The sequence below is a fragment of the Polaromonas sp. P1_G2 genome, from assembly GCF_056405515.1.
Genome location: NZ_JBFUBY010000329.1, coordinates 1 through 5,467, shown reverse-complemented (window position 1 = coordinate 5,467; position 5,467 = coordinate 1). Strand labels below are relative to the sequence as shown.

Genomic DNA, 5,467 nt, shown 5'->3' with positions numbered 1-5,467 from the left:
GCGGTGCGCCCGGCCTGTTCGATCGCGAACCGCCGTCCTCCACGCATTGAATTTTTTGGCCTCACACGGAACACCCACACCATGCCCTCCGCCTCCACATCGCCGTCCATCCGCCTGTACTCGGCCCGCCTCAGCATGTTCGGCGCCAAAGTGCAGATCGCGGCCATCGAAAAACGCATTGCCTTTGAGCTCGTCATGGTGCCCTTCACGCAAGCCGAAGGTTATTCACCCAAAAATCCGGAAGTGGTTCGCATCAACCCGAAGAAGCAGGTGCCGGTACTGGTGCACGGTGAGCTGGAAATTTTCGATTCGACGCAGATCCTGGAATACCTCGAAGACCTCAAGCCCGAACCGGCGCTGTGGCTCACCGGCATCGTCAAGCGCGCACGGGTTCGCCAGCTGGAGCATCGTTCGGACGAGGTCTACTTTCCGCATGTCATCAAGCTGATGGGCCTGCAGGACAAGCTGGGCGACCCACAGGCTGTCGCGGCGCTGCAGGGCGCACGGGATTTTTACCGCTACCTGGAGCCGCTGCTGGACGGACAGGACTACATGGCCGGGGATTTTTCGAATGCCGACATCGCCCTCTACATGGCAATGATTTTCGGCGAGCGCATGGGCGCGCCTCTCACGGCGGAGACACCACGGCTGCTGGCCTGGCGCGACCGGATGAGCGCGCGCGCCTCGGTGCGCGAGGTGGTGATCCCCATGGCGAAATACCTGCTGTCAGACGGACGCCCCTTGCCGGCCTTCATGGCACAAATGCTGCAAAGCGGCTGAGAACCTGAACCCTAGGCCTGCCGTCAATGTGGCTGCAGGAAAACAGCCAAGCAAAACCCGGCACTTTGGCGCAAACTGACGGGCCCGGCCACGCCAACAACTCCAAGACGCGCAGGCCGGGTCATAAAGGAGTTCAGCATGCCCCGCCATACCCCCATAGAGCGCTATCGCAACATCGGCATCAGCGCGCACATCGACGCCGGCAAGACCACGACGACCGAACGCATCCTGTTTTACACCGGTGTGAACTACAAGATCGGCGAAGTCCATGAGGGCACGGCCACCATGGACTGGATGGAGCAGGAGCAGGAGCGCGGCATCACCATCACCTCGGCGGCGACCACGGCCTTCTGGAAAGGCATGGCGGGCAACTACCCCGAGCACCGCATCAACATCATCGACACGCCGGGCCACGTGGACTTCACCATCGAGGTCGAGCGCTCCATGCGCGTGCTCGACGGCGCGGTGATGGTCTACGACGCCGTAGGCGGCGTGCAGCCGCAGTCTGAAACCGTCTGGCGCCAGGCCAACAAGTACAAGGTGCCGGCGGAGCTGCTGGACACCGCCAACGAATGGCGCACCAAGATGATTGAGGCTGCAGCCGAAGCCAATGACGAGTTGCTGAACAAATACCTGGCCGGTGAACCCCTGAGCGAGGACGAAATCAGGCAGGGCCTGCGCCAGCGCACCATTGCCAACGAGATCGTGCCCATGCTGTGCGGCAGCGCCTTCAAGAACAAGGGCGTGCAGGCCATGCTGGACGCGGTGATCGACTACATGCCCTCTCCGGCGGACGTGCCGGCCATCCTGGGCCACACCGAAGACGACGAGGGCGAGGCCGAGCGGCACCCAACAGACGACGAGCCTTTTTCGGCTCTGGCCTTCAAGATCATGACCGACCCCTACGTCGGCCAGCTGATTTTCTTTCGTGTGTACTCGGGCGTGGTCAAGGCCGGCGACACGGTCTACAACCCGGTCAAGGGCAAGCGCGAGCGGCTGGGCCGCATTTTGCAGATGCACGCCAATCAACGCAATGAGGTCAAGGAAGTGCGCGCCGGTGACATCGCCGCGGCCGTGGGCCTGAAGGACGCGACCACCGGCGACACGCTGTGCGACCCGGCCCACGTGATCATCCTCGAGAAGATGATCTTCCCCGAACCGGTGATCTCGCAGGCAGTGGAGCCCAAGACCCAGGCCGACCAGGAAAAAATGGGCATCGCGCTGAACCGCCTTGCGCAGGAAGACCCTTCGTTCCGCGTGCACACCGACGAGGAATCCGGCCAGACCATCATCTCGGGCATGGGTGAGCTGCACCTGGAGATCCTGGTGGACCGCATGAAGCGTGAGTTCAGCGTTGAGGCCAACGTCGGCAAGCCGCAGGTGGCCTACCGCGAAACCATCCGGCAGGCGGTGAACGACGTCGAAGGCAAGTTCATCAAGCAGTCGGGCGGGCGCGGCCAGTACGGCCACGCCGTGCTCAACCTGGAGCCGCAGCCTTCGGGCAAGGGTTACGAATTCGTCGACGCCATCAAGGGCGGCGTGATCCCGCGTGAATACATTCCCGCCGTCAACAAGGGCATACAGGAAACGCTGAAGGCCGGCGTGCTGGCGGGATACCCGGTGGTGGACGTAAAGGCCACGCTGGTGTTCGGCTCCTACCATGACGTGGATTCCAACGAAAACGCCTTCCGCATGGCCGGTTCGCTGGCCTTCAAGGAAGCCATGCGCCGCGCCAAACCGGTGCTGCTGGAGCCCGTGATGGCCGTCGAAGTCGAAACGCCCGAGGACTTCATGGGCAACGTGATGGGCGACCTCTCGTCACGCCGCGGCATGGTGCAGGGCATGGAGGACATCGCGGGTGGCGGCGGCAAGCTGGTGCGCGCCGAGGTGCCGCTGTCGGAGATGTTCGGCTACTCCACCACCTTGCGCTCGCTCACGCAGGGCCGCGCGACCTACACCATGGAATTCAAGCGCTACGCCGAAACCACGGCCGACGTCGCCGCGGCCATCATGCGCGGCAAGGGCGGTTGACGGCAAGGCCACGGCCGCCGGGGACGCAAAGACATCTGCGCTCTCAGGGTCTGCCGGCCTCCGTTGCTTATTTTTACCGGAGTCCTACACTGAAACTCCCTTGGCTTCACTACGGAGGTTGTCATGGATACCCTCAATCGCTGGCAGGACAGGCTGGAAATTTTCGTGGGGCTCTGGCTATGCATCGCGCCCTGGGCGCTGGCGCTGCCCGAGGCGGCGGCATGGTGCTCGGTGGTCGTGGGCGTAGCCGTCATCGTCCTCGCGTCGCAAGACCTCTTCCTGCCCAATCACCTGGACGACTGGGCCAATGCCCTGCTGGGCGTGGGCCTGATGATTTCGCCCTGGGTCTGGAACTACGCCGGGCATGACAACGCCATGCTCAATGCGCTGGTCATGGGCTTGCTGGTCACGCTGACATCGGGCTGGGCCCTGGAGCGTGTGCTTTATGACAAGTTCAAAGTCTGGAGATCGCAGCACCACGCCCATTGAGGGCCTTGAGACATTGACGCGCCGCGCGCGCGCCCACCCTCACACACGGCAACGTGCCGTGCTGAAGGTACTTTTTCTCCAAACGTTCAGGCCACCGGCACTTTCAGGGGAGCGGCCCGGACCGGCAGGCGCAGGCCCACGCCTATGCGGTTCCAGGCATTCATCAGCGCCGCCGCCATGGTCAGCTCGGCGATCTCGCGTTCGTTGAAATACGCGGCGAGGGCGTCGAAGTCTTCGTCGGGCGCCTGTGTCTGCGGGAGCAGGGTCAGGCTTTCGGCCCAGTTCAGCGCGGCGCGCTCGCGTTCGGTGAACAAGGTGACTTCGCGCCAGGTGCTCAGGCTGTTGAGCCGCTGCAGGTCTTCGCCGCCGGCCAGCAGGTCGCGCGCATGCGAGTCCACGCAATAAGCGCAGCCGTTGATCTGCGAGATGCGCTGGCGCACCAGGTCTATCAGCCGCATGCCGAGGGTGGAGTCCTCCAGCGTGGCATTGACGGCGCCCAGGGCGCCCACGGCTTCGGGGATCACCTTGCGGTGCTGGAGGCGGCCGTTGGCCGAGGGCATGGAAATCGTGCTCATGGGTGAAAACTCCTTGAAGTTCAATGAGCCCCCGACAACCGGGAGCTTCACCCCTTAAGACGGCCCGCTTCCTCGAGTTGTGACAGCACCCGCACCAGCTTGGCCGGGTTGCGCTGGGTGTGGATCTCGGCCAGCAGGCCGTTCTCGAAGTACAGCGACTGCACCGACTCGAGCCGGCCATGCACAAAACGCAGCAGGCCCGGCACGCCGTTGATGTCGGCGATCTCCAGGCGCTGTGCCGGCCCATGGTTGWGCGCGGTGGCGAAATAGAGCTGGGCCAGCCGCTGGGCGCCGCGCAGTACCTGGCCGAAAGACGGCACCACGCCGCCCCCGTCGCTGACCAGGCTGGCGTCTTCGCTGATCAGGCTTTTGATAGTGGCCAGATTGCCTTCACGCGCCGCCGCGGCAAAGCGTGCCAGCAGCCGCAAATGCTCTTCGCGGCTGACGCTGAAACGCGTTTTGCCTTCCCGCACCTGCGCCTTGGCGCGGCTGACCAGCTGGCGGCAGGCGGCCTGGCTTTTACCCAGCGTGCGGGCCATGTCGGCATAGTCGGCGTCAAAGACCTCGCGCAGCAGGAAGGCCGCGCGCTCATCGGGCGTCAGGCGCTCCAGCACGGCCAGAAAGGCCAGCGAAATGTCGCCGGCGAATTCCAGCATCTGCTCAGGCGAGTCCTGGGTATCAGTCAGCACCGGCTCGGCCAGCCAGAAGCCGGTGTAGTGCTCGCGCGCGGTCTTGGCGGCACGCAGCCGGTCTATGGACAGCCGGGTGACCGTGGTGACCAGCCAAGCTTCGGCGCTGCGCAAGTCATCAGGACGCGCGCTGTTCCAGCGCAGCCAGGCGTCCTGCACCACGTCCTGGGCATCGGCGTGCGAGCCCAGCATGCGGTAGGCGATGCCTAGCAGGCGTGGGCGGTGGGGGTCAAAGTTTTCGGCCGAAGGGGAGGGAGCGTTGTCCATATACCGGCAAGACGGATGGGGCTGGTTGATTGTGACAAGGGGTGGTGAAATGGTCTAATTTTGGGCCGATCTTGCTTCGGTCTTTGCGCTCTTTGCTGAGTGTTGCTGGCCGGGGGTAGCCCGGCGGCTACTCACTTTTCTTTTGCTTCGCCAAAAGAAAAGTAAGCAAAAGAAAAGGCGACCCTGGTTGCTGCGTCCCTTCGCTTCGCTACGGGCAACCTGCGGTGCTCGGTCCAGCCGGGGTCAAAAACAACTCGCCTGCGGCTCAAACAAGTTTTTGCCCTGATCCGTCTGGCCCTGTGCTCCTCGGCGCATCCACAAGGGGTGGGGAAGGAATACCAATACAKAAGAAACAAGGACTYGCCRTGGCGAGTCCTTGTTTATCTTGGTTTGTTCTTTGTATTTCTGTCTTCTGTTCCCGCTTCCGMTCCCGATTGCCCCGTCCTGGCTGGGCCGAGGAGCGCAGACGTAGGCGGATCAGGGATCGCGCTTGTYTGAGCCGAAGGCGAGTTTGCGCGAGACCCCGCCGTAGTCGAGCACCGCAGGTTGCCCCGTAGCGAAGCGCAGGGGACCCAGACTGCGGGTCGCCTTTTCTTTGGTGACTTTCTTTTGGCGAAGCAAAAGAAAGTTACTTGC

5 protein-coding genes are annotated in these 5,467 nt (G+C 63.3%); 3 read left to right on the top strand and 2 right to left on the bottom strand.

Translation table 11 applies throughout. The features are described from left to right. Positions 1-81: 81 nt before the first annotated feature. The 3 genes from AC1D0P_RS22790 (at position 82) to AC1D0P_RS22780 (ending at position 3,300) form a co-directional block, all read left to right on the top strand. Entirely contained in the window at positions 82-780 is a 699-nt protein-coding gene (locus tag AC1D0P_RS22790; protein ID WP_477678831.1) for a glutathione S-transferase family protein, read from the top strand. 138 nt (positions 781-918) lie between these two features. Further along, positions 919-2,811, top strand: coding sequence for an elongation factor G (gene fusA, locus AC1D0P_RS22785; protein WP_477678830.1), 1,893 nt, complete (start codon positions 919-921; stop codon positions 2,809-2,811). Between the two features lie 123 nt (positions 2,812-2,934). Continuing rightward, entirely contained in the window at positions 2,935-3,300 is a 366-nt protein-coding gene (locus AC1D0P_RS22780) for an SPW repeat protein (RefSeq protein ID WP_477678829.1), read from the top strand. 86 nt (positions 3,301-3,386) lie between these two features. Here AC1D0P_RS22780 and AC1D0P_RS22775 read toward each other — a convergent pair whose 3' ends face one another. Then, complete coding sequence (locus AC1D0P_RS22775; RefSeq protein ID WP_477678828.1) at positions 3,387-3,875, bottom strand: carboxymuconolactone decarboxylase family protein; 489 nt, start codon at positions 3,873-3,875, stop codon at positions 3,387-3,389. A gap of 47 nt (positions 3,876-3,922) precedes the next feature. Further along, positions 3,923-4,831 carry an RNA polymerase sigma factor SigJ gene (sigJ, locus tag AC1D0P_RS22770; RefSeq protein ID WP_477678827.1) on the bottom strand — a complete coding sequence of 303 codons (909 nt, stop codon included), beginning with the start codon at positions 4,829-4,831 and terminating at the stop codon, positions 3,923-3,925. Positions 4,832-5,467: the final 636 nt, after the last annotated feature.